29 protein-coding genes are annotated in these 26,462 nt (G+C 37.1%); 18 read left to right on the top strand and 11 right to left on the bottom strand.

Annotation, left to right across the window (positions count from 1 at the left end):
* Window positions 1–575 precede the first annotated feature (575 nt).
* On the top strand, window positions 576–1,457 hold the full coding sequence (locus tag BUC06_RS05670) for an ABC transporter ATP-binding protein (RefSeq protein ID WP_073330942.1): 882 nt from the start codon (window positions 576–578) through the stop codon (window positions 1,455–1,457).
* Window positions 1,454–3,019 (top strand): hypothetical protein, encoded by a 1,566-nt coding sequence (locus BUC06_RS05665; protein ID WP_073330939.1) that lies wholly within the window; start codon window positions 1,454–1,456, stop codon window positions 3,017–3,019. Before BUC06_RS05670 ends, BUC06_RS05665 begins: the two co-directional genes overlap by 4 nt.
* A 65-nt stretch (window positions 3,020–3,084) precedes the next feature.
* Here the strand turns inward: BUC06_RS05665 and BUC06_RS05660 are convergent, their stop codons facing one another.
* Window positions 3,085–3,573: a hypothetical protein gene (locus tag BUC06_RS05660; protein WP_073330937.1), complete on the bottom strand. Its 489-nt coding sequence runs from the start codon at window positions 3,571–3,573 to the stop codon at window positions 3,085–3,087.
* Window positions 3,574–4,048: 475 nt separating this feature from the next.
* Between BUC06_RS05660 and BUC06_RS05655 the strand changes: the two genes are divergently transcribed.
* Both BUC06_RS05655 and BUC06_RS23740 read left to right on the top strand, forming a co-directional pair.
* Window positions 4,049–4,240: a cold-shock protein gene (locus tag BUC06_RS05655; protein WP_073330934.1), complete on the top strand. Its 192-nt coding sequence runs from the start codon at window positions 4,049–4,051 to the stop codon at window positions 4,238–4,240.
* Between the two features lie 221 nt (window positions 4,241–4,461).
* The gene (locus BUC06_RS23740) at window positions 4,462–4,632 is read left to right on the top strand and encodes a hypothetical protein (RefSeq protein WP_167367402.1); all 171 of its coding nucleotides are present in this window, start codon (window positions 4,462–4,464) and stop codon (window positions 4,630–4,632) included.
* 62 nt (window positions 4,633–4,694) lie between these two features.
* Here the strand turns inward: BUC06_RS23740 and BUC06_RS05650 are convergent, their stop codons facing one another.
* On the bottom strand, window positions 4,695–5,378 hold the full coding sequence (locus BUC06_RS05650; protein WP_073330932.1) for a hypothetical protein: 684 nt from the start codon (window positions 5,376–5,378) through the stop codon (window positions 4,695–4,697).
* A gap of 425 nt (window positions 5,379–5,803) precedes the next feature.
* Between BUC06_RS05650 and BUC06_RS05645 the strand changes: the two genes are divergently transcribed.
* Entirely contained in the window at window positions 5,804–6,172 is a 369-nt protein-coding gene (locus BUC06_RS05645; RefSeq protein WP_073330930.1) for a hypothetical protein, read from the top strand.
* A 41-nt stretch (window positions 6,173–6,213) separates the two neighbouring features.
* Here BUC06_RS05645 and BUC06_RS05640 read toward each other — a convergent pair whose 3' ends face one another.
* Window positions 6,214–6,861, bottom strand: coding sequence for a hypothetical protein (locus BUC06_RS05640; protein WP_073330927.1), 648 nt, complete (start codon window positions 6,859–6,861; stop codon window positions 6,214–6,216).
* A 152-nt stretch (window positions 6,862–7,013) separates the two neighbouring features.
* Here BUC06_RS05640 and BUC06_RS05635 point away from each other — a divergent pair, with 152 nt between their 5' ends.
* The 13 genes from BUC06_RS05635 to hisIE all read left to right on the top strand — a co-directional run bounded on the left by BUC06_RS05635 (window position 7,014) and on the right by hisIE (window position 17,944).
* A complete protein-coding gene (locus BUC06_RS05635; RefSeq protein WP_181876075.1) occupies window positions 7,014–7,586 on the top strand; it encodes a C40 family peptidase in 573 nt (190 codons plus the stop codon).
* A gap of 24 nt (window positions 7,587–7,610) precedes the next feature.
* Complete coding sequence (locus BUC06_RS05630; RefSeq protein WP_073330925.1) at window positions 7,611–7,937, top strand: LytR/AlgR family response regulator transcription factor; 327 nt, start codon at window positions 7,611–7,613, stop codon at window positions 7,935–7,937.
* Between the two features lie 317 nt (window positions 7,938–8,254).
* Window positions 8,255–8,626 carry a DUF2255 family protein gene (locus BUC06_RS05625; protein ID WP_073330922.1) on the top strand — a complete coding sequence of 124 codons (372 nt, stop codon included), beginning with the start codon at window positions 8,255–8,257 and terminating at the stop codon, window positions 8,624–8,626.
* 139 nt (window positions 8,627–8,765) lie between these two features.
* Window positions 8,766–9,578, top strand: coding sequence for a 2,3,4,5-tetrahydropyridine-2,6-dicarboxylate N-succinyltransferase (locus BUC06_RS05620; protein WP_073330919.1), 813 nt, complete (start codon window positions 8,766–8,768; stop codon window positions 9,576–9,578).
* A 124-nt stretch (window positions 9,579–9,702) separates the two neighbouring features.
* Window positions 9,703–10,800 (top strand): glycosyltransferase family 4 protein, encoded by a 1,098-nt coding sequence (locus BUC06_RS05615; protein WP_073331541.1) that lies wholly within the window; start codon window positions 9,703–9,705, stop codon window positions 10,798–10,800.
* Window positions 10,801–11,048: 248 nt separating this feature from the next.
* On the top strand, window positions 11,049–11,906 hold the full coding sequence (gene hisG, locus BUC06_RS05610; RefSeq protein ID WP_073330917.1) for an ATP phosphoribosyltransferase: 858 nt from the start codon (window positions 11,049–11,051) through the stop codon (window positions 11,904–11,906).
* 2 nt (window positions 11,907–11,908) lie between these two features.
* Window positions 11,909–13,183 carry a histidinol dehydrogenase gene (gene hisD / locus BUC06_RS05605; protein WP_073330913.1) on the top strand — a complete coding sequence of 425 codons (1,275 nt, stop codon included), beginning with the start codon at window positions 11,909–11,911 and terminating at the stop codon, window positions 13,181–13,183.
* Between the two features lie 4 nt (window positions 13,184–13,187).
* The gene (gene hisC / locus BUC06_RS05600; protein ID WP_073330910.1) at window positions 13,188–14,216 is read left to right on the top strand and encodes a histidinol-phosphate transaminase; all 1,029 of its coding nucleotides are present in this window, start codon (window positions 13,188–13,190) and stop codon (window positions 14,214–14,216) included.
* Window positions 14,216–15,310: a bifunctional histidinol-phosphatase/imidazoleglycerol-phosphate dehydratase HisB gene (gene hisB / locus BUC06_RS05595; protein ID WP_073331538.1), complete on the top strand. Its 1,095-nt coding sequence runs from the start codon at window positions 14,216–14,218 to the stop codon at window positions 15,308–15,310. The genes hisC and hisB overlap by 1 nt, the downstream gene beginning before the upstream one ends.
* A complete protein-coding gene (gene hisH / locus BUC06_RS05590) occupies window positions 15,311–15,889 on the top strand; it encodes an imidazole glycerol phosphate synthase subunit HisH (protein ID WP_073330908.1) in 579 nt (192 codons plus the stop codon).
* Between the two features lie 3 nt (window positions 15,890–15,892).
* Window positions 15,893–16,615 (top strand): 1-(5-phosphoribosyl)-5-[(5-phosphoribosylamino)methylideneamino]imidazole-4-carboxamide isomerase, encoded by a 723-nt coding sequence (hisA, locus tag BUC06_RS05585; protein ID WP_073331533.1) that lies wholly within the window; start codon window positions 15,893–15,895, stop codon window positions 16,613–16,615.
* Complete coding sequence (gene hisF, locus BUC06_RS05580; RefSeq protein ID WP_073330905.1) at window positions 16,608–17,360, top strand: imidazole glycerol phosphate synthase subunit HisF; 753 nt, start codon at window positions 16,608–16,610, stop codon at window positions 17,358–17,360. The genes hisA and hisF overlap by 8 nt, the downstream gene beginning before the upstream one ends.
* Complete coding sequence (hisIE, locus tag BUC06_RS05575; protein ID WP_073330902.1) at window positions 17,357–17,944, top strand: bifunctional phosphoribosyl-AMP cyclohydrolase/phosphoribosyl-ATP diphosphatase HisIE; 588 nt, start codon at window positions 17,357–17,359, stop codon at window positions 17,942–17,944. The genes hisF and hisIE overlap by 4 nt, the downstream gene beginning before the upstream one ends.
* 83 nt (window positions 17,945–18,027) lie before the next feature.
* Here hisIE and BUC06_RS05570 read toward each other — a convergent pair whose 3' ends face one another.
* From BUC06_RS05570 to thrS, 8 genes are all read right to left on the bottom strand, one after another.
* Window positions 18,028–19,215, bottom strand: coding sequence for a M28 family peptidase (locus tag BUC06_RS05570; protein ID WP_073330900.1), 1,188 nt, complete (start codon window positions 19,213–19,215; stop codon window positions 18,028–18,030).
* 87 nt (window positions 19,216–19,302) lie between these two features.
* Window positions 19,303–20,487 (bottom strand): M28 family peptidase, encoded by a 1,185-nt coding sequence (locus BUC06_RS05565; protein ID WP_073330897.1) that lies wholly within the window; start codon window positions 20,485–20,487, stop codon window positions 19,303–19,305.
* Between the two features lie 37 nt (window positions 20,488–20,524).
* Window positions 20,525–21,700 carry a M28 family peptidase gene (locus BUC06_RS05560; protein WP_073330894.1) on the bottom strand — a complete coding sequence of 392 codons (1,176 nt, stop codon included), beginning with the start codon at window positions 21,698–21,700 and terminating at the stop codon, window positions 20,525–20,527.
* Between the two features lie 237 nt (window positions 21,701–21,937).
* A complete protein-coding gene (gene rplT, locus BUC06_RS05555) occupies window positions 21,938–22,282 on the bottom strand; it encodes a 50S ribosomal protein L20 (RefSeq protein ID WP_034705993.1) in 345 nt (114 codons plus the stop codon).
* A 116-nt stretch (window positions 22,283–22,398) separates the two neighbouring features.
* Complete coding sequence (gene rpmI, locus BUC06_RS05550; RefSeq protein WP_047453167.1) at window positions 22,399–22,596, bottom strand: 50S ribosomal protein L35; 198 nt, start codon at window positions 22,594–22,596, stop codon at window positions 22,399–22,401.
* Window positions 22,597–22,839: 243 nt separating this feature from the next.
* Complete coding sequence (locus BUC06_RS05545) at window positions 22,840–23,667, bottom strand: alpha/beta fold hydrolase (protein WP_073330892.1); 828 nt, start codon at window positions 23,665–23,667, stop codon at window positions 22,840–22,842.
* 203 nt (window positions 23,668–23,870) lie between these two features.
* Window positions 23,871–24,371: a translation initiation factor IF-3 gene (gene infC / locus BUC06_RS05540; protein WP_181876074.1), complete on the bottom strand. Its 501-nt coding sequence runs from the start codon at window positions 24,369–24,371 to the stop codon at window positions 23,871–23,873.
* A 99-nt stretch (window positions 24,372–24,470) separates the two neighbouring features.
* On the bottom strand, window positions 24,471–26,390 hold the full coding sequence (thrS, locus tag BUC06_RS05535) for a threonine--tRNA ligase (RefSeq protein ID WP_073330887.1): 1,920 nt from the start codon (window positions 26,388–26,390) through the stop codon (window positions 24,471–24,473).
* Window positions 26,391–26,462: the final 72 nt, after the last annotated feature.

The following is a 26,462-nucleotide window of genomic DNA, read 5'->3' as shown; positions in this document are numbered from 1 at the left end:
AGAATATTAACAGATCAATTGTACTTGCTCAAGTTATACGGAATAATCAGATTTATTTTTCTGCATTTAAATTAAGCGGTATAGCAATATATAAAAACACAAAAATTTAATAGTATACGATGATGAAAGAAAAGAATATTTTAAAAATAATTAATATAATCTTTCTGTTTTTAAGTTTTTTTATAGCATTTACGATCAGCATTTAAATCCTAAGATTGCTGAATTTATTACCGGGACTTTAGGTTGGTAAAAAGTAGATTTTATGATGCCTCCAAAATATATTACGCAGTCATAAAGATATTACAATAATGATGTAAATTAATTGTTGAAAGATATAAAAGAAAGATGCTCAAAAGATTGTAAAAGAAGCAATTTTTAATCTAATATCAATTTATTTTTTTCATTTTCCAGTAAGGATAAGAATGATCGAAAACCTTTTCAGGTAAGCCTTTAAATAAAGAAAGATCTTTTGATACAATTATAATAGAGAGTGCATGTCTTTTTTTTTAAAAATCACTTATCTCTATATATAAAATGCTGAAAAACAAACAACTTACAGTACAAAAATATTAATAATGCAACTTGAAATTAAAATACTCACCAAGATGTTTGGTAAAGGAATGGTAGGACTTTCAGACTTTTCCATCATCATTGAAAAAGGAGTGTTAGGACTTCTTGGACCTAACGGAGCCGGTAAATCAACTTTAATGAAAATTATTGCTACCATAAGCAAACCCACTTACGGGAGTGTATTACTGGACGGTGAAGACATCGTTAAAAATCCGGATCTGATCCGAAAAATCTTAGGATATCTTCCGCAGGATTTTGGGGTATATCCGAATCTCAATGCTTATGAGTTTTTGAAATATATAGCGGCAATGAAAGGAGTTGGCGGAGCAGGTCTGAATAAACGTATTGATCTGCTTTTGGAAGGCGTAAATCTTACTGCAGATGCAAAACGACCTATTGGTACCTATTCCGGGGGAATGAAGCAGAGAATAGGGATTGCCCAGGCGTTACTTAATGATCCCAAAATACTTATTTTCGATGAGCCAACAGTAGGTCTTGATCCTGAAGAAAGGGTGCGTTTCCGTCAGTTAATTTCAGAAATGGCTGGTGATGCTATTGTCATCCTCTCCTCACACATTGTTTCTGATATAGAAACAGTAGCCGATGAGGTCGCTATCATCAAAAGCGGAATGCTGATCGAAAAAAATACAGCTCCGGAAATGATCAGTAAAGTAAAAAATAAAATTTTTGAAATTGCCCTTTCCCAATCAGAGGTTGAGAGGTTTAAATCACAATATCTGGTGGTGAATACCACCAGACAATCGGACAAAATGTTGCTAAGGTATATTTCAGGTACCCATCAGCCGGCAGCGAATTCCAGACCTGTTAATGCAACGCTGGAAGATGCCTACCTGTTTTTAACAAAAACTCAACCGTACATACGATGAGAAATTTATACAATATCATCATGGGAGACTATCTGCAGCGCAGCCGTAGTTATGCCTTTCTCATCACGCTAGCTGTGACAATCTATGCGGCGCATTCTTTTGTGCCGTTGCCTGAGGCAGGCTATACAACGTTGACGATCCCAGGATATAGAGGGGTTTACAATTCAGCCTGGGCCGGACATATTTCGGCATTAATGAGTACGGTCATTTTATCCCTTTTTGGATTTTACCTGATCAACGGGGCTATCAAAAAGGATATTGATACAAAAGTGGGGTTAATTATTGCCTCTACTTCCGTTACCAATTTCGGCTATATTTTTGTGAAATTTCTTGGTAACCTGATGGTGTTGCTTACCATTTCCATGATAGCTCTTCTCGTAGGCATTCTTATGTTTCTTATTCAAAACTCAGGATATCCTTTCCATATTGGAGATTTCTTGCGGCCGTACTTTTACATGGTGGTGCCTTCCTTAATTATAGTTTCAGGATTGGCAATATTAGCGGAGGTTTTTTTAAGCCGAAAAACAATTCTTCAAAATGTACTGTACTTTTTTATCTTCACTTTTATGCTATCTGGGATGATGGAAAAGAATGATCAACATGGTTCCAGTATACGGGACGGTTTTGGGATGGGAATTGTGACGAATAGTATTAAGGATCAGGTAAATGAACAGTTTAATGAAAATATCGATGGAGTATCTCTTGGCTATACAATCAATAAAAAAGAAAGTTTCAGGACTTTTGAGTGGAAAGGGGTTTCATGGAATACGTCGTATGTACTCAGCAGAGCAGTATGGATAGGATTTACTTTACTATTAGTGTATATTTCATCTTTTTTCTTTCACCGCTTCGATTTTAAACAAGCAATGAAAAGCAGTCCGGTTCTGAAGATTCCACAAGAAAGATCAGCCGCGATTTCTTATGCAGGGTTTCAAAGATCTGCACTACCATCTGTAACGCCGGATTACGGTATTTCTTTATTTTTAAAAACAGAATTATTACTGATGGTAAGGAAAGATTCCAAATGGCTCTGGCTCTTGAATATTGGTTTATGGTTGGCTATGTTATTTGCTCCATTGGCGATCGCCTATGTTTTTTTGCTTCCTGCTCTGCTTTTTCTGCAGGTGAACAGAATATCAGATCTGACCACTAAAGAAGTCACAAACAGACTGTATTACTTTACGTTTGCCTCATATAAACCACTACAAAGAATGCTTCCAGCTCAGATTCTTGCCGTACTAGGTCTGCTCACCATATTGGCATTACCCTTGATCTTACGTTTATTACTAAACGTTAATTTTATATCGGTCATACAGGTTTTAAATGGAGTGGTATTTATTATAGCTTTAAGTGTGTTTTTGGGGATTCTAAGTGGTGGGAAGAAGCTATTTGAAATCCTGTTTTTTCTACTGACTTATGCTGCTTTTCAGGCTCCTCAGATAAATTATCTGGGAACAATCGGAGATACCAATTATGCAATACTTCCAATTCTGTTGGGAACCAGTATTTTGTTATTGATTTTGAGTTTCATGATAAGAAAAAGTCAGATAAGAAATGTATAAATTAAAATTTGAAATAAGAAAGGACCGAAGTAATTTCAGTCCTTTAATTTATTTTAAAATTTTTATTATTTATCCACCTGAGCCGGGTCCAGAGGAGCATCAATTTTGGTATAAGTACCCGCTATACTGGCTCCGCCTGAACAGTAAAAATGTAAACCATCTTGATCCTGAGGATTTTCAGTATCGATAGTTACTGAGGTTTCATTAAAAGTAAAAATTACATTTTTTCCATTAAGCATTGCATGATATACGCCTTCCTTTGTTTTTGTTGCTTCTGCATCAAGCGTACAGCTTGGCTTTTTCTTGTCTGCACGGGATCTTATCTTAACAGATATTTTGTTGTCATCTATATTTTGAATGATAACTCCTACCCAATCATAACCTTCTTTTCTTTTTTCGTAGTCCGCAGTGGCATAACTTCCATCAACCATTATTTTAGGGGTTGCGGTTTGTTCAACAGGCACCGGGGTTTCATTTTTAACAGATTCTTTTGTACAGCTGTTGAAAGCTAACATGATACTTCCGGATACTACTAATGTTTTTAGGATACTCATATATTTTAATTTACTTATATCGCATCAAAAGGCTTACCAATACTGCTCATCCCATTGTTTTTTTATCCATACAATCTTTATAAAACGAAAAGGGAAGTGGTCGTCTAATAAAAAAGAACACCTTATCTCTATTGCAAATTTTTAAATTAATTTGTATTAAAATCAAAAAAATACTTGTTTTCAATAAATTAATTGTATATTTGTAAAATAATCAGGCTCCTGCCGACGCTTATTCTGAAACTTTTGAGTTCATCTCATTGATCAGTCTTCGCTTTTTCAGCCGCTAAGTTTGTTACCAATATAACGGGTGAAGTACCTTTTTTCCACTTGAATATCAATCAGGTCTCTAAAAATATCAACATCATTTCTTGTTCACAAATCGATTTATTATTGTTTTGATGGAAACATTATCTCAATAATGGCTACGGCCAGAAACATTTTATCAACGAATACAATAATTTTATAATACAATACAATGCAACAAGGAACAGTAAAATTCTTTAATGATGCCAAAGGTTTTGGTTTTATTACACCTTCAAATGGCGGTCAGGATATCTTCGTACATTCATCTGGTTTAAAAGATGATATACGTGAAAATGACACTGTAACATTCGATTTAGAAAACGGTAAAAAAGGCGTTAACGCAGTTAACGTACGCGTAGCATAAATTAAGAAGGAAAGTTAAATCTTTCTCTCTATTAAAAGCAGCAGATAACATTACGTTGATCTGCTGCTTTTTTTATATACCTGTATAAGCAAAACATTCAGTCTGATTATTCATCCAACGACAACCGATAGAACCAGTATAAAATGAGAAAAATTATAATATCAATGGTCCATCGTCCTGTAGGGTTCCTGCAGATGTCAGCAAAAGCAGAATAATTTAAGATGGTTCTCTATGGAGGAGGAAGAGTAGTCGCATTACAGCCAACAGACAAAAGATATAAAACTTATCTTTCGTCGATTCATGCCCGGACTGCTGATGAAGATATTCAGGTTTCATTTCTTCTGCATAAAAAAGAATGCAGCAATGAACTCACCCCATACGATAATGGTTAGTAAAACAAAATAGCTGCATTTTTGATGCAGCTATTTTTATTTCTTTAAAAAAGAATCTGTTTCTAGTTACTTTTTGAGCGGGATACAGATAAAAGATAGACCATATGGGCAAACATACTTCTTTTCACTGATTCTATTTTAATATCACCAGTGGCCTGATTAATAGTAGTCACAAGATCTGCATTACATTGACCCGAAAAACTACCAGTTCCCAAATAGTTAGCGGAATTGGCAGTAGGATAGGAGATTCTGGGATAGTCGGGTGCTACCTGCTCAGCAGCTGTTGTTCCTCCCACATAGCCTTTATTATCGATAAAACGGGAAGCCCAGGTTCCTAAAAACTGTCCGTTAATCGTGTTGATGGTTTGTCCCACTATAATCTGAGTATCTATAGCGCGGGTAAAACCTGCGCAGGTACTGTAATGATTTACCGTAATCGCACAGGAAGATGCATTATCTGTCGGCTGAAAACATTGTCCTTCATAAACGGTCAGTCTTTGCTCAGCAGCAGAAGTGGAAGTATTCAATAATGCTTTTGGAGAAAAAATTTCTTCCGGTGCGATCAAAGTTAAAACTCCCTGTGGATCTGCTGCAACAATTTTTCTTTCAGCATTGGCTAAACCTCGTACTCTAACCAGTCCGTTGACATCTAAAGTGTGAGAAGGTGCGGTAGTATTAATCCCTACCTGTGACTTAATGCTACTGAAAAAGGCGACAGCAATAAAAAAAATAAGTCTTGTTTTCATATGATTATTGGGTTTTAGTGACTTTTATATTTTTCACTAAATTAAGAAATATTTGCGATTGTGAAAATAAATTTCGTTTAAATTGCAAATGATAGAATAAAAATAATTTATATTGAAATAATTGAATGAAATAAACACATTATTGTAATAGTATGCCAATCGTGTGGTTTGTTGTTGTTTTTTGACAGCTTGCACGTCCATTCATTGGTTGTATTTGGGAAATAATTGTATTTTAGCCAAAATATGCTATTAATTCATAAAAATATAAACAGCTGATTAAAATTCAGATAATCTGAATGAAAAAATTAGTAGATTTGCAGGGAACAAGCCCGAAAACAATAAACATTAATTCATTATTCTATTCAAAAGTGGGAAATGAATAGCTAACAATAAAATTTGATTTGGTTATAAAACTATTAGAAACTATGAAGAAACTTTTTTTACTTCTTTTCACAGCTTTTTTATTTATCGGATGTAGTTCTGATGATGACACTATTTATGATTATATAGGAACATGGTCAGGAAAGTATACGGGAAGCGATGACGGAACCTGGAACCTTGTAGTAGCCAGCGACGGAAAAGTAACCGGAACGATGCACTCTACCGTTAATGACGAAAATTATAATATTTCCGGAAATTTAACGGATACCGGTGATCTTACTGCTGTAATCGGGCTTCCTGACGATGGAGAATTCAAAGGAACCCTTTCAAGAGAGAAAAAAGGAAACGGAAACTGGTCAAACGCTGTTCCCACCCCTGCAAGATACGGGACCTGGACAGGAGACAAGAAATAAAACAGAAAGCCTGCAGATTCATCCCTGCAGGCTTTTTTTATTTAGATAAATCCCATATGGGTAATTTCTTCCTTATACTTAATGACTAAAAAGTAGAGCAGAAGCCTGTCATCTGAAAAATGCTTTTTAAAAGGAATGAGTGTTTCCTTTTCAGCAGAAAGTCTTTCTTCAAAATACTCCCCCGAATATACTTCAAGATCAGGCTGAATGGTGATGATTGCCATGTTATCAGCCGGAATTGGGTGACCTAAATTCAAAATCCGGTTTTCTTTATCCTCCGAAACGAAAATGTCCGGAGAGATATTTTCCTTTTTTCCAAATCTGAATGCTCTAAGCAGCTTTAATCCTTCCGGCGATATAAGACCGTTTTGCACCGTTCTTTTTCCCCTGGCCGAAACCACATCAAGATCCTTAATAACGGTCATCAGCTTTGCAAATTTCTGATAGAGGAGGGGATCACCCGATTCCTTACTATAATTTTCAATACAACTCCGTATTGTTTTTCCCGATTTGGAACAATGTCCGAATTCCGAACTGTTCTGCCTTACTTTCTCATAAGAAGGACTCTTTTTGAACGCCGTTTTATTAAATCCGCTTTTTTTCCGCACCACATTTTTCCCGTTCAGGCTGTAAAAAACCAGATCGCCTACACTTCCGTTTATTTTTATTAAACTTTCATAGGTTGCCATATTGTGAAATTGAATTCAAATATACTAATAAATAAAGAAAATCAATATTTTAACACACATTTATCATATAGTTCTAGTATACTTGTTATATAATTTAAATATAAAATGTATATTTGTTTATAATTAGTTACTTCATTTAAAATCAGATGACTATGAGACCGGGATTATTTGAAAAAAACTTAAGAATAAAGCAGTTTTCAGTTCTGCTGATTGCCTCTGCGATCGCCGTTTCCTGCGGATCATCTAAAAGTGTATCCTCTAAAAAAAATACGGGAAGTAAAACAGTGGTAAAAGCTGAAAACCTCCGAAAACTGGATTCTAAATTTGATGGCAAAATTTCAAGATCCGTCAGTGATATTCTGAAAGATGCTGAAAAGTATATCGGAGCACCTTATAAATTCGGTGGGAATACCTCTTCTGGTTTCGACTGTTCCGGATTTACTGTGAAAGTTTTTGAAGAAAATGATTTCTCACTGCCCCGCAGGTCTTCCGATCAGGCCGATGCCGGTCAGAAAATTGATATTAAAGAAGTGAAACCCGGCGACCTTTTATTTTTCGCTACCGCAGGAGGAAGCAGAGTTTCTCACGTAGGTATTGTTCATGATATAGGAGCTGACGGAGAAGTGAAATTTATCCATGCTTCCACTTCAAAAGGAGTGATAATATCTTCGCTAAATGAAAAATACTGGAATAAAGCTTATCTCCACGCTCAAAGAGTTTTATAAAGTATTATTTAAACTGATCATTGAATGGAAAACCGAACCTTTGCCTTTATTAAAACAGATAAAAAACTGGTAAAACTTTTCTTTAAAGACATTACCATTATCAAAGGTTTGGGGAATTATGTGGAAATTAATACCACATTCAATAAAAAATACATCTACTACAAAGCCCTTAAAGATTTAATCGAAAGTCTTCCCGATGAATTCATGAGGGTCCACAATTCTTACATTGTCAATTTAACCAATATTGAATATTTTGAAGACAACCAGCTGGTATGCCAGGATCAGAAAATTGCCGTGGCAAAAAGTTATAAGGATTGTCTGATTACAACGCTCCATAAAATGATGCTCTGAAAAAAATAAGCAGCGGGAATCTACTATTCCATATAACCTGTAATTAAAGCCATGTCAAGGTTTTAAACCTTGACATGGCTTTTTGATGTTTAACGAATATTGAATATTTCAAGATAATCAGCTTGTATTTCAGAATTAAAAAATTGCAATAGTCAAAAGCTATAAAGAATGTCTGATTACAACACTCAACAAAATGATGCTCTGAAAAAGGAAACACCAGAAAATCGCCAATCCAAATAATATTTACTTTAAGCTGAATAATAAATTGGGCAGGAATTTTTATTCATTTTAGATTCGTAAAAAATTAACAATTAACAATGAATAAGGAATTAGCATTAGATTACATCAGTAGTCATAGTATTATTGAAATAAAGGCAGGACAACACCGAACTACCTTCCTCGAGATCTGGATGGTTATCGTAAACGACAGAATTTTTGCAAGATCCTGGGGACTGGCAGAAAAAAGCTGGTATCATACTTTTTTACAAGATCCCATAGGACAGATTAAATGTGGAAAAGAAATATTCAATATAAAAGCGGTTGTCCCGGATGATATTACAGATCTTACTCCGGAAATTAATACCGCTTATTTAACAAAATATAATACTGGTTCAAATCTTCGGTATTCACAGGGAATTATTCAGCAAAAACACGTTGAAAAGACCATGGAATTCATTATTTTAGAATAATATTCGAAAATCAGAAAGGAAATAATTCGCATGGAGTGCGCTCGGCAGAACTTGTATACTAAAACAATCTTTTGTACTTTTGACCTTCAAAACTGCGGGAAGCTGCAGCGATTATTTATACTAAAATCAAACAAGAAACATGTCGTTACAACAAACTATTGAAAACATTTGGGATAATAGAGATTTATTACAGAACGAAGACAGCAAGAAGGCGATAAGAGAAGTTATTTCTTTATTGGATTCAGGAGAACTTCGTGTAGCTGAACCTACAGAAAACGGATGGCAGGTAAATGAATGGGTAAAGAAAGCCGTAGTAATGTATTTCCCGATCCAGAAAATGGAAACTATTGAAGTAGGTCCGTTTGAATTTCATGACAAAATTCCTTTGAAGAGAAATTATGCTGAAAAAGGAGTAAGAGTTGTACCGCATGCCATCGCAAGAGAAGGATCTTTCGTAGCTTCAGGTGTTATTTTGATGCCTTCTTACGTCAATATCGGTGCTTATGTAGATTCAGGAACGATGGTAGATACCTGGGCGACTGTAGGAAGTTGTGCACAGATCGGTAAAAACGTTCACCTGAGTGGTGGTGTTGGTATCGGTGGGGTATTAGAGCCGTTACAGGCAGCTCCTGTGATCATTGAGGACGACTGTTTCATCGGTTCAAGATGTATCGTTGTAGAAGGGGTTCATGTAGAAAGAGAAGCGGTATTGGGAGCAAATGTCGTATTGACTGCTTCCACAAAAATTATTGATGTGACAGGTGATGAGCCTGTTGAGATCAAAGGAAGAGTTCCTGCGCGTTCAGTAGTAATTCCCGGAAGTTACACCAAACAATACCCGGCTGGTGAATACCAGGTTCCGTGTGCATTGATCATCGGTCAGAGAAAAGAATCAACAGATAAAAAAACATCTCTTAATGATGCTTTAAGAGAGAATAATGTAGCGGTATAAGCTGTGTTTTCTCTAAATTTTAAAGATTGATTTTTAAAATTTATAAAATAAACCCTGAATAGTCATTTAGGGTTTATTTTATTGATACCTTTAAACCGTTAAAAAAGCTTATTAAAACATGGATATGAAGATTGCCTTCGACGCAAAACGTTTTTTTTACAATACGTCCGGACTGGGCAATTATTCAAGAGATCTCGTCAGGATCCTTTCTCACTACTATCCTGAAAATGAATATCTACTACTGAACAAAAACAGTTCAGAACGGGGAAAAGAGATTCTTGAAAAACCCAATGTCCGATTTGTGGAAACTTCAAGAGGAAAATTTTCCCGACAGTTTAAAATGGGTAAAGACGCCCAAAAAGAAGGCGCTGAAATATTCCATGGCCTGTCTGGTGAACTGCCGTTGAAATGGGGCAAAGAACCCATTAAAAAAATAGTGACGATACACGATCTGATCTTCATGAGATATCCACAGTACTATTCCTACTTTGACCGTAAAATACACCTGTGGAAATTTAAAAAAGCAGCCATTTCAGCAGATAAAATCATTGCCATTTCAGAACAGACCAAAAGAGATATTATCACCTATCTGAAAGTTCCCGAATCGAAAATTGAGGTGATTTATCAGGGCTGTCATCAAGCTTTTAAAGAACAGCAGTCGGAGGAATGTATTCAGGCCGTAAAAGAAAAATTCAATCTTCCGGAACGATATATTCTGAATGTAGGAACTATCGAAGACCGAAAGAATCTTTTAAGCATCGTTAAAGGAATCAATGAAACAGAAATTCCATTAGTTGTAGTCGGTAAAAAGACCAGTTATTATAAAAAAGTAGAAGCTTTCATCAGAAAAAACAAAATGGAAAAACAGGTGATTTTCCTGGAAGGTGTTTCTATGGATGAGCTGGCAGTGATCTATAAACTGGCCGATATTTTTGTCTATCCCAGCTTTTTCGAAGGCTTTGGAATCCCTGTCATAGAAGCGCTTTTCTCAAAGACGGTGACGATTACCAGTAATACAAGCTGCCTGCCGGAAGCGGGAGGGGACAACTCCGTTTACATCAACCCCGGAAATGATCTTGACCTGGGCGCCAAGATAAAATTTCTTTGGGATAATGAATCCGAGAGGAAACGCCGTGCAGAAAAGAGTTTCAAGTTTGTTCAGAAATTTAATGATGAGCCTATAGCCGCTCAGTTGATGCAACTCTACAAAAAAAATCTGTAAAAAAACTTTGCAGTTTAAAAATAAGTCCTACATTTGTAGCATAATTCAAAACAATGAAACCGAATTTTTTAACACTTCATCATTATCATCATCATCTCTGCTAAGACGGAATTGATTGATATAAACATGTGTTAAAATCAAAAATAATTAAAACCGTCTGAGTAAACAGACGGTTTTTTTGTTTCCCGAATTCTTCCCGGAAATAGCCAACAGATCAGTTTTATTTACTCAGACTTCAAAACAATACAATGAGTAAATTAAAAATTGCAATCCAGAAAAGCGGCAGGCTTTACGAAGAATCTTTACAACTCCTCAAAGACTGCGGTATTTTCGTCAACAACGGAAAAGACCAGCTCAAGGTTTCCGTAGACAACTTTCCCATGGAGATCATGTATCTCAGAAATTCAGATATTCCACAATACCTTGAAGACGGCGTGGTAGATATCGCTATTGTCGGTGAAAATCTGCTGGCTGAAAAGCAGAAAAATATCCAGATTGTTGAGAAGCTGGGCTTTTCAAAATGCAGGGTGTCTTTAGCCGTTCCCAAAGAAGTGGAAACTGATGATCTATCCTATTTTCAGGGCAGAAAAATTGCCACTTCCTATCCCAATACTCTTAAAAACTTTCTCGATAAAAGTGGAATCCAATCCGACATTCACATCATTTCCGGCTCCGTTGAAATAGCTCCTAATATCGGGCTGGCAGATGGTATTTGTGATATTGTAAGTTCCGGCAGTACCCTATTTAAAAATGGATTGAGGGAAACCATCACCATTATGAAATCAGAAGCCGTTTTAGCAAAAACTTCGGTGCTTACTCCTGAAAAAGAAGCCATTCTCAATAAATTTCTGTTTCGTATCCAATCGGTTTTAAGAGCAAAAAATTCAAAATATATCCTGATGAATGTTCCCGATGAAAAGATCAAAGACATCGCCTCTGTTCTTCCTGTTCTAAAAAGTCCAACGGTTATTCCATTGGCAGAAAAAGGCTGGAGCAGCATTCATTCTGTGATTGATGAAGAAAGATTTTGGGACGTCATTGATGAACTGAAAGCATACGGAGCTCAGGACATACTCATTATTCCAATCGATAAAATGGTTATTTAATTATGAAGACATACAGATTTCCAGCAAAAAAAACTTGGCCAGAGTTGGTAAAACGACCGGTTTTCGAACGTAAAGAAATATCAGGACTGATTACGGAAATATTTGAAGCCGTAGAAAAAGACGGGGACAATGCGCTTATTAATTTTAATAAAAAATTTGACAAAGCCATCACGCCACACATTGCAGTTTCAGAAGCAGAGATTAATAACTCTGAAAATGAAATCTCTGATGACTTAAAAAGAGCCATCAGACAGGCAAAAGAGAATATCTTAAAATTTCATGCTTCTCAAATAACGAAAACAGAGAAAATTGAAACTGCAAAAGAGGTAATCTGCTGGCGTGAAAATAGAGCAATAGAAAAAGTAGGGATCTATATTCCCGGCGGAACTGCCCCTTTGTTTTCAACCGTTCTTATGCTTGCCGTACCAGCGAATCTGGCTGGATGTAAAGAAATTATTCTTTGTACACCACCTGACCGTAACGGGAATATCAATCCTGCCATTCTGTTCACAGCCAAACTATGCGGGATTACCAAAATATTCAAAACAGGGGGAGCACAGGCTATTGCAGCAATGACTTTAGGAACAACAAGCATTCCGAAGGTTTATAAAATTTTTGGTCCGGGAAACCAGTTTGTTGTGGCAGCTAAAGAATATGCACAACGTTACGGTGTAGCGATAGACATGCCTGCAGGCCCCAGCGAAGTTCTTGTGATTGCAGACCGTCAGGCTATTCCCGATTTTTGCGCCGCAGATCTTCTTTCACAGGCTGAACACGGAAGCGACAGTCAGGTAGTTTTCATCACGACAGATCTCAAAATTTTTACCGAAACCATAGAAGCTGTAGAAAAACAACTGGGTAATCTTCCAAGAAATGAAATGGCCCGTCAGGCATTGGATCACAGTATTTTTATACTGATCGATTCTATTGAAGAAGCTTTTGAGTTCAGTAATCTTTATGCTCCCGAACACCTGATTCTGGCTTTGGAAGATTTTGAAAAGTTTATTCCGATGATTGACAATGCAGGATCTGTCTTCCTTGGAAATTATTCCTGTGAAAGTGCGGGAGATTATGCCAGCGGAACCAATCATACATTGCCTACCAATGCCTATGCCAGGAACTACAGCGGCGTTTCTCTGGACAGTTTTGTCAAGAAAATAACTTTCCAGCATCTTTCAAAAGAAGGCCTTGAAAATATAGGAAAAACAATAGAAATCATGGCAGAGGCCGAAGGTCTTATCGCCCACAAAAATGCAGTATCGATCAGATTAAAATAATACAATGAAAGAATTCAATATCAATAGTTTAGTAAGAGAGAATATCGTAAAATTACAACCTTATATCAGTTTCAGGGATCACAATGAGTTTAATGCTCCTGTATTGCTGGACGCTAATGAATGTCCGTTCGGGGAATTCAACAGATATCCGGATTCGTCTCAGAAAAAGCTTAAAAATAAATTGGCAGGTCTTAAAGGTCTTTCTCCGGAACAGATTGCAATAGGGAACGGAAGTGATGAATTGATCGATTTAATTATTAAAATCTTCTGTGAACCTAAAAAAGATGCCATTCTGATGATGAATCCATCTTTTGCGATGTACGGTTTTTATGCCGCCGTGAATGAAAATGAAGTGGTAAAATTAGATCTGGATGACAATTTTGAAATGGTAAAAGATGATTTTCTAAAGATTACTCAGAAACGTGATATCAAAGTGTTTTTTCTCTGTTCTCCCAACAACCCAACCGGAAACAGTGTAAAGGATCTTGAATTTTTCATTCAGAATTTTGATGGTATTGTTGTCATTGATGAAGCATATATCGAATTTTCAGAAAACAGATCAGGAATTGAGGTGCTGGATCAGTATCCTAACGTCATTGTCCTTCAGACCTTTTCAAAAGCCTGGGGAACCGCGGGAGCAAGAGTGGGAACAGCGTATGCTTCCAAAGAGATTATCCGTTTTATCAATACGGTAAAAGCTCCTTATAATGTCAACACTCTGAGTCAGGAACTGATCATAAGCCTGTTGGATGATAAAAATAAACTTAAAGACAATGTGGCTAAGGTCTTAAACGAAAGAGAATGGCTGAAAGAAGAGTTTAAAAGTATCGACTGTATTGAAAAGGTATTTCCTACAGATGCCAATTTCTTCCTGATTAAAATGAAGGACGGTACAAAAGTGTATCAAACCATGCTTGATGAAGAAATCTTAACAAGCCAGAGAGCACCTGCGATACAGAATTGTATCAGGATCAATGTAGGAACCCGTGAAGAAAATGAAAAATTGATCAATATATTAAAAACTGTAAAATGATGAAAAAAGTATTATTCATAGACCGTGACGGAACACTTATCGTAGAGCCACCTGTGGACTTTCAGGTAGATTCATTGGAAAAACTGGAATTTTATCCCGGAGTTTTTCAGAACCTTTCCAAAATTGTCAGAGAAATGGATTACGAACTGGTGATGGTGACCAATCAGGACGGTTTGGGAACTGAAAGTTTTCCCTTTGAAGATTTCATCAAACCTCAGGAAAAAATGGTGAAGACCTTCGAAAATGAAGGCATTATTTTCAGCGATATTCTGATCGATAGAAGCTTTGAACATGAAAACCTTCCTACCAGAAAACCGGGAATCGGGATGCTTTCAAAATACATCCACGGCAACTATGATCTTGAAAACTCCTATGTAATTGGTGATCGAAGTACGGATATTCAACTAGCTAAAAACATGGGAACTCAGTCTATTTTCCTCAATGAAAACTTTAATAAGGATGCGACCCTGAGTACCACCACTTGGAACGGAATTTATTCATTTTTAAAACAGGAATCCAGAAAGGCTAAAGTGTACAGAAAAACCAATGAAACCGAAATCGATATTGAAATAGATCTTAACGGAAACGGAACTTCTAAAATTTCAACGGGTCTTCATTTTTTTGATCATATGTTGGAACAGATCTCGAAGCACGGAAATTTAGACTTAAAAATCAAGGTTAACGGAGATCTTCAGGTCGATGAGCACCACACCATTGAGGATACGGGAATTGCTTTGGGAGAAGCTTTCTTAAAAGCTTTAGGAAACAAAAAAGGGATTGAAAGATATGGTTTCCTGCTTCCGATGGACGACTGTCTGGCCCAGGCGGCGATCGACTTCGGAGGAAGACCCTGGCTGGTCTGGGATGTGGAATTTAAAAGGGAAAAGATAGGAGATGTTCCTACGGAAATGTTTATTCATTTTTTCAAATCATTCACAGACTCTTCAAAATCCAATCTGAATATCAAAGCAGAAGGAAGTAATGAACACCACAAAATAGAAGCGGTTTTCAAAGCATTTGCAAAAGCTGTAAAAATAGCAGTAAACCAGTCAGATAGCAATTATAATTTACCATCAACCAAAGGAAGTTTATAGATGATCGCATTAATAAAATATAACGGAGGAAATGTAAGCTCAGTTCAGAATGCACTGGCAAGATTGAATATTGAATCGGTAGTTACTGATGATCCCGAACTGATTCTGAAAGCAGATAAAGTTATTTTTCCCGGGGTGGGAGAAGCTTCTTCAACGATGAAGGTTTTGAAAGAGAAGGGCCTTGATCTGCTGATTCCTGCTTTGAAGCAACCTGTTTTGGGAATTTGTCTCGGCATGCAGCTGATGTGCGGGGATAATGAAGAAGGAGAGACAAGAGGAATGGGAATTTTTGATGTTGATGTTAAAATATTTCCGCCTGAAGATCTGGTTCCCCACATGGGCTGGAATACGATTTCAGATCTTAAAAGTCCCCTTTTTTCAGGAATTGAGGAAAATAGTGATGTCTATTTTGTCCACAGCTACTATTGCGCGCTTGCAGATTCTACCATTGGGGGATGTGATTATATTCTGCCCTTCAGTGCTTCTCTTCATAGAGATAATTTCTTTGCCGTACAGTTTCATCCGGAAAAATCCGGGGCAACGGGCAGTAGAATATTAAGCAACTTTATTAAATTATAAATGATGAAAATTATTCCAGCTATTGATATTATTGACGGAAAATGTGTCCGTCTTTCAAAAGGAGATTATGCCACAAAAAAAATATACAGTGAGAATCCGGTAGATATTGCCAGGGAATTTGAAAGCTATGGGATTCAGTTTCTCCATCTTGTTGATCTTGACGGCGCGCGTTCTAAGCATATTGTGAACCAGAAAGTACTCGAGAATATTTCCAGGGAAACATCACTTCATATTGATTTTGGAGGTGGTTTAAAAACAGGGAATGATATAGAAATTGCCTTTAACTCCGGGGCAAAACAAATTACGCTTGGTAGTATTGCTGTTCAGGATCCGGAATTCTGCTTAGAAATGATCCGGAAATATGGCAGCGAAAAGATTATTCTGGGAGCAGACTGCGAAAACAGAAAAATAAAAACTTCTGGTTGGCAGGAAGAAAGCAGCTTGGATATTATTGATTTTCTTTTGGATTATCAGAACAAAGGAATCATTCAGACGATATGCACGGATATTTCAAAAGATGGAATGCTGGAAGGTCCTTCTACAGATCTGTACAGAGAAATTCTGGATAAAACATCGTTAAGGCTTACCGCCAGCGGTGGTATCTCATGTATCGAAGATGTTGAGCGGATGAAAGAGATCGGATGTTCAGGAACGATCATAGGAAAGGCGATTTACGAGGGAAAAATACAATTACAACAACTTCAGAAATTGATTGAAAATGCTTAAAAAAAGAATTATTCCCTGTCTGGATATCAAAGACGGGACAACAGTAAAAGGCGTTAATTTTGAAGGTTTACGGAATGCCGGAGATCCAATAGAGCTTGCGGTAAAATATGAGCAGGAAGGGGCTGATGAATTGGTTTTTCTGGATATTACAGCCACATTGGAAGACCGGAAAACATTTGTCGGGTTGGTAAAAGATATTGCAAGAAACCTGAGTATTCCTTTTACGGTAGGCGGAGGAATTTCGTCTTCTGAAGATGTGAGAAAACTTTTGGATGCCGGCGCGGATAAAATCAGCATCAATTCTTCTGCGGTTAAAAATCCACAGTTGATCTCTGAACTTTCGAAAGAGTTTGGAAGCCAGTGTATCGTTGTAGCGATAGATACGCGATTGACCGATGGAGCAGATCTGGTGTATGTGAGAGGAGGAAAACTTGCTACGAGCTTAAATACCGTAGAGTGGGCAAAAGAAGTGGTATCTTTAGGTGCCGGTGAAATTCTTCTTACCTCTATGGATGGAGACGGAACAAAAAATGGATTTGATATCCGAATGACGAAACTTGTTTCAGAGGCAGTCAGTATTCCCGTCATTGCTTCCGGAGGAGCAGGCAGTGCAGATGACTTTGTTCAAGTGTTGAATGAGACCAAAGCTACCGGCGCCTTGGCAGCCAGCATTTTCCACTTTAATGAAGTGCCGATTCAAGAATTAAAGCAACAACTAAGAACTCAAAAAATACCCGTACGATGAAAATAGATTTTGAAAAAAACAATGGCCTGGTTCCGGTCATCATTCAGGACAGCAGAACACAGCAAGTGCTGATGTTAGGCTATATGAATGAAGAGGCATTAGAAAAAACAGAAAAAGAAGGGATTGTCACCTTTTTCAGCCGTTCCAAAAACAGACTCTGGACCAAAGGAGAAGAATCCGGCAATTTCCTGACAGTAAAAAAAATAAGCATAGATTGTGATCAGGATACCTTATTAATTCAGGCAGTACCTAAAAATACGGTTTGTCACACCGGAAGTTTCAGCTGTTTTGGTGAAAAAGATAATAAAGGCTTCCTGTATGAGCTGGAAGCTAAAATAGCTGATAGAATTGATAGCGAGACAGAAGGTTCTTATACGTACTCCCTTTATCAGAGAGGAATCAATAAAATGGCGCAGAAAGTAGGCGAGGAGGCTGTAGAACTGGTCATTGAAGCGAAAGACAGCAACGACGATCTATTCAAAAACGAAGCAGCGGATTTGTTGTATCACTTTTTGATATTGCTTAAAGCGAAAGGATTTTCGATGCAAGATATAGAGGGGATCCTTCGGAGTAGAGATCAATAAAAAAGATTATTATCTATCGAAATCAGTAATAAAAAAGCAGGAAAAATTACTTCCTGCTTTATGTTATAATGTAAATAGTAACACTATCTTTCAATCAAAATTTTTCGTACAGCCGTTTGCCCATCAGCTTTGATAACACCAATATAAGCTCCTTCAGGGAGTCCTGAAACATTAATTTTGGTTTCGTTGTCCTTTTTTAAAAGTACTTTTCCGGAAAGCTCTGTAATTTCAAAACTGAAATCCTTGATATGGGTACCGGGAAGTTCGATATTTACAGTATCTTTAGATGGGTTAGGGTAAACAGATACAGCCTCAAGGGAATCATTGGAAACCGTTTCCTTAGTTTTCATTACCAATGAACTGGCAGAAGTAGCAACGGCAAAATGCTGCAAAGCTCCAACAGTCGCTTTTCCTATTTTAAAGATATAAACAGGATCTGTATTGGCAAAGGTATCATTGGATGTATGTGGATACGTACTTCTTATTCTTTCAAAAAAACCGGTGATGATCTCCCCTTTTCTTTCAAACGGAATATAGTCTGTATCTTCTGCCGGATCTACCGCTGTCTGAAGAGGCGAATACAAGGCCGTACAGTTTCTAAGTTGTTGGGTGACTGCCGCAGCTGCTGCATTATTACTGGTGGGTCCCGCCTGATCCTGGTCACAGTACACCGTATTATTGTTATTCCCCATAACACCACCTACCTGGTCAAGATTAAATACAAGTTTAATATCCAATACTCTTACTCCGTTCTGATATGCCACATTATTGACATAATGGGTACTTCCTCGCAATCCCTGTTCCTCACCGGAGAAATGGATGAATTTAATGGAATATTCGGTAGGAACATTTCTTAAAATCCTTGCCGCTTCTAAAATGATAGACGTTCCGCTGCCGTTATCGTTCACTCCGGGACCATTAATGCTGTCAAAATGCCCGCAGATGATCACGTATTTATTAGGATAAACAGTTCCTGTTTTGGTAATCACGAGGTTTTTAGAACTTGTACTGCCAAATGTGAAAGGATCTTCTGCGATCTGGCTGGCAGAATACCCGTAGGAAATATATTTATTTTTGATCCACGTTAACGCACTGGCGTTATTGGTGGAACCGGTCGTCTTTATACCAAGATTGGAGAACTGTTGTAAGTTTGTGGTAATATTGGTTTGTGAAACCATATTCGCCCTGTCCTGGTACGCCTGAATAAAACTCTGAGCCTTACTGACGGATACTGCCAGAAGAACTGAAAGAATAGTGATTGTTTTTTTCATGTTAATTATATTTTATGATGTAGTGGTTGGTCATCTGTATGAATAATAAAAGTCCTGGATTTTAATCCTGGACTTAATGAGTGATCGTTATTTTTCAATAATGATCTTTCTTGTAACGCTGGAACCTTCATTCTTTACAGTACATAAATAAATTCCATTTTCCAGACTTGAAATATTAAGCTGAGATTTATTTTCGTCTTTTAACATCGAAAGACCTGCAAGGTTAGTAATTTCAACGGTGAAGCTTCTTGTTCCTGAATCCGGCAATTCAATGTTTAAAATATTTTTAGCGGGATTTGGGTACATTTTTACTGATTCTAGTGTCGTTAATGGCTTTTCTTTAGATGCTGAAACAGCCGAAACCGTAGAAGATGCCGTTGCAAAGTGCTGCATTGCGCCTACAGCAGCTTTGGCTACTTTAAATACATAAACAGGATCTACATTGGCAAAGGTATCATTGACAGTATGCTCATTGTAACTTCTGGTATATTCATAAAAACCGGTGATCACATCTCCTTTTTTTTCAAAAGGCATATAATCGGATGAATAAGCATTGGAAATACTGGTCTGAAGAGGAGAGTACAGGGTCGTACATGTTGCCAGCTGTTGCGTCACTGTGTTTGAAGCTGCATTATTTCCTGATTGTCCCGAGGTATCGCGTTCACAGATGATCTTATTGTTCACATTGCCTATCTTACCGCCTACCTGGTCAAGGTTGAACACCAACTTGATATCCAGCTTTCGTACCCCGCTCTGAAACTCGACATTATTAGCATAATGAGAACTTCCGTATAAGCCTTGTTCCTCACCGGAGAAATGAATGAATTTAATTGAATATTCTGTAGGAACATCTTTTAAAATTCTCGCCACCTCTAAAATAACAGACGTTCCGCTGCCGTTATCACTGGTGCCTGGACCTGTAATGGTGTCAAAATGCCCGCAGATAATAACATATTTATTAGGATAGAGAGTACCTGTTTTGGTAATCACAAGATTCTTTGAACTGGTACTGCCAAACGTAAAAGGATCTTCTGCGATCTGGCTGGATGAATATCCGAAAGAAGTGTATTTGTTTTTAATCCAGGTTAACGTATTGGCATTATTGACAGATCCGGTGGTTTTGATTCCCAGATTGGAAAATTGCTGCAGATTGGTGGTAATATTGGTCTGTGAGACCAGATCTGCCCTGTTTTTATACGCCTGAATCAGAGTCTGGGCACTGACGCTTCCGACCGCTAATGCAGTGCACACAAATGTGGTAAGTTTTTTCATATAAAATATTTTGTAATTGGGTGTGATTGGGGGGTGATTATTTTTCTATAATAATTTTTCTGGTTATGCTATTTTTATCTGATTTTACGGTCACCATGTAAGCACCGCTAGTCAATCCTGATGTATTTATTTTATTTTCGTTTTCAGCATTAAGCAGCAATCTTCCATTCATATCACTGATCTCAACTTTAAAGGTTTTATGATCCGTTGGCAATTCTATAGTAATCACATCATGAGCCGGATTAGGATAGATTTTAATGATTTCTGATGAATGATCTGCAGCTGCTTCATCAGTTGCTAAAGTAATAGTAGAAGCCCCGGCAAAGTGCTGCAATGCACCTAGCGCGGCTTTTCCAACATTAAATACGTAGACAGGATCTACATTGGCAAAAGTATCATTGATGGTATGCTCATTATTACTTCTTGCCGTTTCGTAAAAGCCTGTAATAATATCGCCTTTGTTTTCGAATGGAATGTAATCTGAATTGTAAGCATTAGATAGGGTAGGCTGCAGGGGAGAATAAAGGGTGGTACAGGTAGCCAGCTGTTGGGTCATCGCCAGTGAAGCTGCATTGTTTCCGCTTTGTCCGCTCTGATCACTTTCACAGTTGATATTGCTGTTTATATTTCCAATTTTTCCGCCTACCTGATCGATATTGAAGACAACTTTCAGACTGAGCTGACGTGCGCTGTTCTGAAAAACAACATTGTTGACATAATGAGAACTTCCCAGATATCCCTGTTCTTCACCGGAAAAATGAATGAATTTCACAGAATAATCTGTAGGCACATCTTTTAAAATTCTGGCAGCTTCAAGCAGGATAGAGGTTCCGCTGCCGTTATCACTTACTCCCGGACCTGTTACGGTATCGTAATGACCGCAAATAATTACGTAGATATTAGGGTAAAGGGTTCCGGTTTTGGTTATAATTAAATTTTTTGAAGTGTTTCCGTTATAGGTAAAACTGTCTTCTGTGATCTGGCTCGCAGTGTATCCGTAAGACTGATATTTTGTTTTAAGCCAATTCAGTGCATTGGTATTTTCTACAGAGCCGGTAGTTTTTATTCCCAGATTCCCAAATCCCTGAAGATTTGCCGTAATATTGGCCTGGGATACTTTATTGACTCTGGTTTGATAAGCCTGTATAAAATTCTGGCCCTGAAGGCTATAAGCTGACAAAGAAACGAGTAAAAGAGTCGTTATTTTTTTCACTTTTAACTAAAGTTTTATAGATTTAATAATTCAGCAAATGTAGATAATAAAAATCAATATTATTTTATGGAAAAAGGAAAAATTCTATACTATGGCTACATTTTTTTTAATCAATATAAAAAAGTGAAATTTAATCTATATTTTTTCATTTTTAGTTAAAAATAGCCATGAGACAAAGGTTTGTAAAAAAAATCCCGAGCAAAGCCCGGGATTATATTGATAACAAAAAATTCTACATTATTTTACTTGATCTACAACTGCTTTGAAAGCTTCAGGGTGATTCATTGCTAAATCAGCTAAAACTTTTCTGTTAAGCTCAACGTTGTTCTTTTTAAGAGCTCCCATAAATTGAGAGTAAGACATTCCATGCTCTCTGGCACCCGCGTTGATACGAGTAATCCAAAGTGATCTGAAATTTCTCTTTTTCTCTTTTCTTCCACGGTAAGCATATTGCATTGCTTTTTCTACCGCGTTTTTAGCTACTGTCCAAACGTTCTTTCTTCTACCGAAAAAACCTTTAGCTTGCTTAATAATTTTCTTTCTGCGAGCTCTTGAAGCTACTGCATTTACTGATCTTGGCATAATTTAAATTGTTTTTTTGAAAAGGGCGGCAGTGAACTGCTCTTAGTGGCACCGTTTCAGGGTTAAATTGTTGAATTTGTTTGAATTCTTATAAACCGAATATAGATTTATAAAAACTACTTAATGGCTAATTGACGTAGAACGCTTTTTGTATCCACAGCAGCTACGTAAGAAGTTTGCGTAAGATTTCTCTTTTGCTTCGTTTCTTTCTTAGTTAAGATGTGGCTTTTGAAAGCATTTTTTCTTTTAATCTTCCCAGTTCCGGTAAGTTTAAAACGCTTTTTAGCACCTGATTTCGTTTTTAATTTTGGCATTGTTCTGCTTTTTTATTGTTTTGTTATCAATATCTTGTCCGTTATTCCAGGTAATACCCAGGAATTATAGTTGGCAAAGATACAAAAAAAACATCAATCTTTTCCCGGTATCATAGATTTTATAATAATTTCTTTAACAGTGGGAGATTCGATATTTTCATAGAATAGAATAGGGTAGAGAATTTATAAAAATCGAACTGCAGATATCTATACCTGCAGTCCGGTTTTTATGTTCTGTGAAATTTAAGTTGATGATTTAAAGAACTCCAGAAGATCTTTATTGATCGTCGCAGCTTCTGTCGTTGGCATTCCATGAGGGAATCCGGGATAGGTAATTAATTTTCCGTTTTTAACTAATTTTGCAGCGACCACCCCTGTGATTTCGCAAGGAACAATCTGATCATCTTCACCATGCAATACCAAAACGGGTACCTCTGTGCTTTTAAGATCTTCAGTAAAATCTGTTTCAGAGAAAGCTTTGATACAGTCATAATGCGCTTTAATAGATCCCATCATTCCCTGTCTCCACCAGTTTCTGCGGATTCCTTCAGATTCTTTAGCGCCTTCTCTGTTATAACCGTAGAATGCTAATGAAAAATCTACAAAATATTGTTGTCTCTGAGTGGCTGTATTTTGACGGATCTCATCAAAAACAGACATGGGAACACCATTTGGATTACTATCACTTTTAACCATAATTGGCGTTACTGCACTTATTAAAACAGCTTTTGAAGCCCTTCCTTTACTATATTGAGCGACGTATCGGATCACTTCTCCGCCACCTGTAGAATGTCCCACATGAATGACGTCTTTAAGATCTAAGGCTTCAACAATTTCGGCAACGTCAGAAGCATAAGTATCCATATTATGTCCTTCTGCAGTCTGCTCAGATCTTCCGTGTCCTCTTCTGTCATGGGCAATTACTCTGTAGCCCTGCTCCAGGAAGAACAACATCTGCGCATCCCAGTCGTCGCTGGATAATGGCCATCCGTGGTGAAAAAATATAGGTTGTCCTTTCCCCCAGTCTTTGTAATAAATCTCCGTTCCGTCTTTTAATGTAAGTGTGCTCATTATTTTTTTATTTTTAAGTTATTAATAATATAACAAAGAGTATTGTTTCTTGTTTACAATACAAAAGTATGCCAATATGTTTCATTGGATGTTGATCTAAGATAATATTTAATAATAACTTAATAAATTTTGAATATAAAAAAGCCTCAAAATATTTTGAGGCTTTTTTATATGATAGGAAATAGACCTTACGGCTATTAAAACTATTTAGCTGGTTTTTTAGGACTCATCATCATGATCATTCTTTTTCCTTCAAGCTTAGGCAGCTGATCCACTTTTCCAACGTGCTCAAGTTCCTGAGCCAGTTTTAGAAGCAAGATTTCTCCCTGATCTTTAAAGATAATTGAACGTCCCTTAAAAAATACGTAGGTTTTCAATTTTGAACCTTCTTCAAGGAATTTTTCAGCATGTTTCTTCTTAAATTCATAATCATGGTCATCGGTCTGAGGTCCGAAACGGATCTCCTTTACCACCACTTTTACCTGCTTAGCTTTTAGTTCCTTCTGCTTTTTCTTCTGCTCGTATAAAAACTTTTTATAGTCTAATATCCTTGCAATGAAAGGTTCAGCCTTATCCGAAATTACCACTAAATCCAATTCCTGTTCCGTAGCAAGTTGTCTTGCTTTATCGATTGGAAAAATTCCCGGCTCTACGTTATCGCCCACTAAACGAAGCTCTCTCACACGAATTTTATCGTTGATCAAGTGTAAGTCCTCCTGTACAGGACGTCTCTGTGGGCCCCTGTTGTTAAATCTTTGTGCTATTGTATTAAATTTTATTGGTTAACTTTCTATTTAGCAATATTATATTGCTGCTTCTTTCTTAAAATAATTGACGAAATCTTCCATATTCATCACTCCAAGATCTCCTTCTCCACGTCTTCTTACAGAAATCGTGCCGTCATTCTCTTCATTTTCACCTACAACCAGCATGAATGGGATCTTCTTCAATTCTGCATCACGGATTTTTTTACCCGTTTTCTCATTTCTGTCGTCAATCAGACCGCTAATATCGTGATTTTCCAAAAATTGTGAAACTTTTTTTGCATAATCTACGTATTTTTCACTGATCGGTAAAATAATGAACTGATCAGGGCTTAACCATAATGGGAAATCTCCTGCCGTATTTTCTAATAAAATAGCGATAAAACGCTCCATAGAACCGAATGGGGCTCTGTGGATCATCACCGGTCTGTGTTTCTCATTATCGTTTCCGATATAATGAAGATCAAATCTTTCAGGTAAGTTATAGTCAACCTGGATGGTTCCAAGCTGCCATTTTCTTCCTAAGGCATCTTTCACCATGAAATCAAGTTTCGGACCATAGAATGCAGCTTCACCGTATTCTACAATTGTTTTCAACCCTTTTTTCTCAGCTGCATTGATGATCGCGTTTTCGGCTTTTTCCCAATTTTCATCAGAACCGATATATTTTTCTTTGTTATCAGGATCTCTTAACGAAACCTGAGTTACAAAATCTTCAAAACCTAATGATTTAAAAACATAAAGCGTTAAATCAATTACTTTTTCAAATTCCTCTGAAAGCTGATCCGGAGTACAGAAAAGGTGAGCATCATCCTGAGTAAATCCACGAACTCTTGTCAACCCGTGAAGTTCTCCACTTTGCTCATATCTGTAAACCGTCCCGAATTCTGCATATCTCTTTGGTAGATCCCTGTAGCTCCATTGTGATGTTTTGTAGATTTCACAGTGATGAGGGCAGTTCATGGGCTTCAGCATGAATTCTTCCCCTTCATTTGGAGTTTTGATAGGCTGGAAGCTGTCTGCGCCATATTTATCCCAGTGTCCTGAGGTTACATACAATTCTTTTGAACCGATGTGTGGTGACATGACAAATTCATACCCTCCTTTTTTCTGAGCATCAGAAAGAAAATTTTCCAGTTTTCTTCTCAAAGCAGTCCCTTTTGGCAACCATAAAGGAAGACCTGCACCCACTTTTTCAGAGAAAGCGAAAATACCTAATTCTTTACCAAGTTTTCTGTGATCTCTTCTTTTGGCTTCTTCCAGTCTTTCAAGATATTCAGTAAGCTCTTTCTGTTTAGGGAAAGAAATACCGTACACTCTTGTCAGCTGAGGATTTTTTTCATTTCCTCTCCAATAGGCTCCTGCTGCATTTAATATCTTAACAGCTTTTACAATATTGGTGTTTGGAATGTGTCCTCCACGGCATAAGTCTGTAAAATCATCATGCGTTACAAAAGTAATTTCGCCATCATTAAGATTCGTGATCAACTCAACTTTGTAAGGATTATCTGCATAGGCTTTTAATGCCTCTTCTTTAGAAACAGGGTACAATGAGAAGGTTGAACCTTTTTTAGCATTTTCCAATACTTTCTTTTCGATTTTCTCAAAATCCTTTTCAGATAAACTTTCGTCTCCAAAATCTACATCATAATAGAATCCGCTTTCTATCGCAGGACCGATGGTCAACTTAGCATTGGGATAAAATTCAAGGATCGCCTGCGCCAACAAGTGGGCAGAAGAATGCCAGAACGCTTTCTTTCCAAGATCATCATTCCAGGTTAACAATTGTACCGTTGAATCCGTGGTTATAGGTGTGGTCGTTTCTACTTGTTTGCCGTTTACAACTGCGGAAATGGTATTTCTAGCCAATCCCTCGCTTATAGATTTTGCCACATCTAAAGGAGTAACTTCTCCCTCAAATTCTTTGACACTATTGTCTGGAAGTGTAATTTTTATCATTGTTTACTAAGAAATTTTAAGATGCAAAAATACGCATTTTTTAGTTAATATGCTATATTTAAAGTATATTTG

The organism is Chryseobacterium carnipullorum, assembly GCF_900142785.1.
Lineage (GTDB): Bacteria > Bacteroidota > Bacteroidia > Flavobacteriales > Weeksellaceae > Chryseobacterium > Chryseobacterium carnipullorum.
This window is presented reverse-complemented; position numbering and strand designations above follow the sequence as displayed.